We start from the raw sequence: 1,250 nt of genomic DNA on the forward strand, positions 1-1,250 counted from the left end.
CGCAACTGTCGCAGGCGCTGAGCCTGCGCCACACCCGCGTCAGCAACCTGGCCGACGTCGAAGGCGCGTTGAAAACGGCGCTGTCCGAGTCCGGTCCTTTCCTGCTGGAAATCGACATGCTGGCCATCGGCAGCTTCAAGACGGCGTTTGCCGGTCCGCCGGTGACGGAAAAAGCCGCCGCGGAAGCCGCAGCCGCTTCCATCGCCACGAGCAAAACCGCTGCAGTTACAGCAGCCGTCTGAAGAAACTGAGGAGAAACCCATGTTGCATGTTTCGATGATCGGTTGCGGCGCCATCGGCGTCGGCGTGATGGAGCTGCTGAAAAGCGATCCGGAAGTCGCCTTCGATGTCGTCATCGTTCCGGAAGCGAACATGGCGAACGCCCGCACCGTGGTGTCGTCGCTGGCCCCCAAGGCGCGCGTCGAGACCCGTCTCGGCGACGACCGCCCCGATCTGCTGATCGAATGCGCCGGCCACCAGGCGATCGAAGAGCACATCATCCCGGCGCTGCTGCGCGGCATCCCCTGCATGGTGGTGTCCATCGGCGCGCTGTCGGAACCCGGCCTGGTCGAGAAGCTGGAAGCCGCAGCACGCGAAGGCAAGACCCAGGTGCAATTGCTGTCGGGCGCCATCGGTGCGATCGATGCCTTGTCGGCGGCGCGTGTCGGCGGTCTGGAGTCTGTGGTCTACACCGGCCGCAAGCCGCCCAACGCGTGGAAAGACACACCGGCCGACGGTCTCTTCGACCTCGCCAACCTGACGGTGGCGACGGTGATCTTCGAAGGCACCGCGCGCGAAGCCGCGCGCCTGTATCCGAAGAACGCCAACGTCGCAGCGACCTTGTCGCTGGCCGGCCTTGGCCTCGATCACACGCAGGTTCGTCTGTACGCAGATCCGGGTGTCACCGAGAACGTGCATCACGTCGAAGCCAGGGGCGAGTTCGGCGGCTTCGAACTGACCATGCGCGGCAAGCCGCTCGCGGCCAATCCGAAGACCTCGGCGCTGACCGTATTCAGTGTGGTGCGTGCGCTCGGTAATCGTGCGCATGCGCTGTCCATTTAAGTGATGTGAACAACCAATCATGACCGAACTGAATCTCAACGAAACACTGCCGATCTGCGTCGCCGGCGAATGGCGTCTGGGCGGCGGCGATCGCTACGCCACGCTGTACCCGGCCACCGGCGAAGCGGTTGCTTATCTGAATGCCGCCAGCGTGGCCGATGTCGAAGAAGCCATTGTCGGCGCCGGTG

At 64.4% G+C, this 1,250-nt stretch carries 1 protein-coding gene and 2 pseudogenes; all 3 read left to right on the forward strand.

Annotated elements, in window-relative coordinates; genetic code table 11:
• Nucleotides 1-242, forward strand: a pseudogene (locus HLUSI_RS30515) (thiamine pyrophosphate-binding protein); the annotation flags it as partial.
• A gap of 19 nt (nt 243-261) precedes the next feature.
• Entirely contained in the window at nt 262-1,062 is an 801-nt protein-coding gene (locus HLUSI_RS0124190; protein WP_016836388.1) for an aspartate dehydrogenase, read from the forward strand.
• A gap of 19 nt (nt 1,063-1,081) precedes the next feature.
• Nucleotides 1,082-1,250, forward strand: a pseudogene (locus tag HLUSI_RS33140) (aldehyde dehydrogenase); the annotation flags it as partial.

Source organism: Herbaspirillum lusitanum P6-12 (assembly GCF_000256565.1).
Lineage (GTDB): Bacteria > Pseudomonadota > Gammaproteobacteria > Burkholderiales > Burkholderiaceae_D > Herbaspirillum > Herbaspirillum lusitanum.

Coding starts and splice junctions, on each gene's coding strand:
- HLUSI_RS0124190 (WP_016836388.1), top strand. CDS start 262: ATGTTGCATGTTTCGATGATCGGTTGCGGCGCCATCGGCGTCGGCGTG.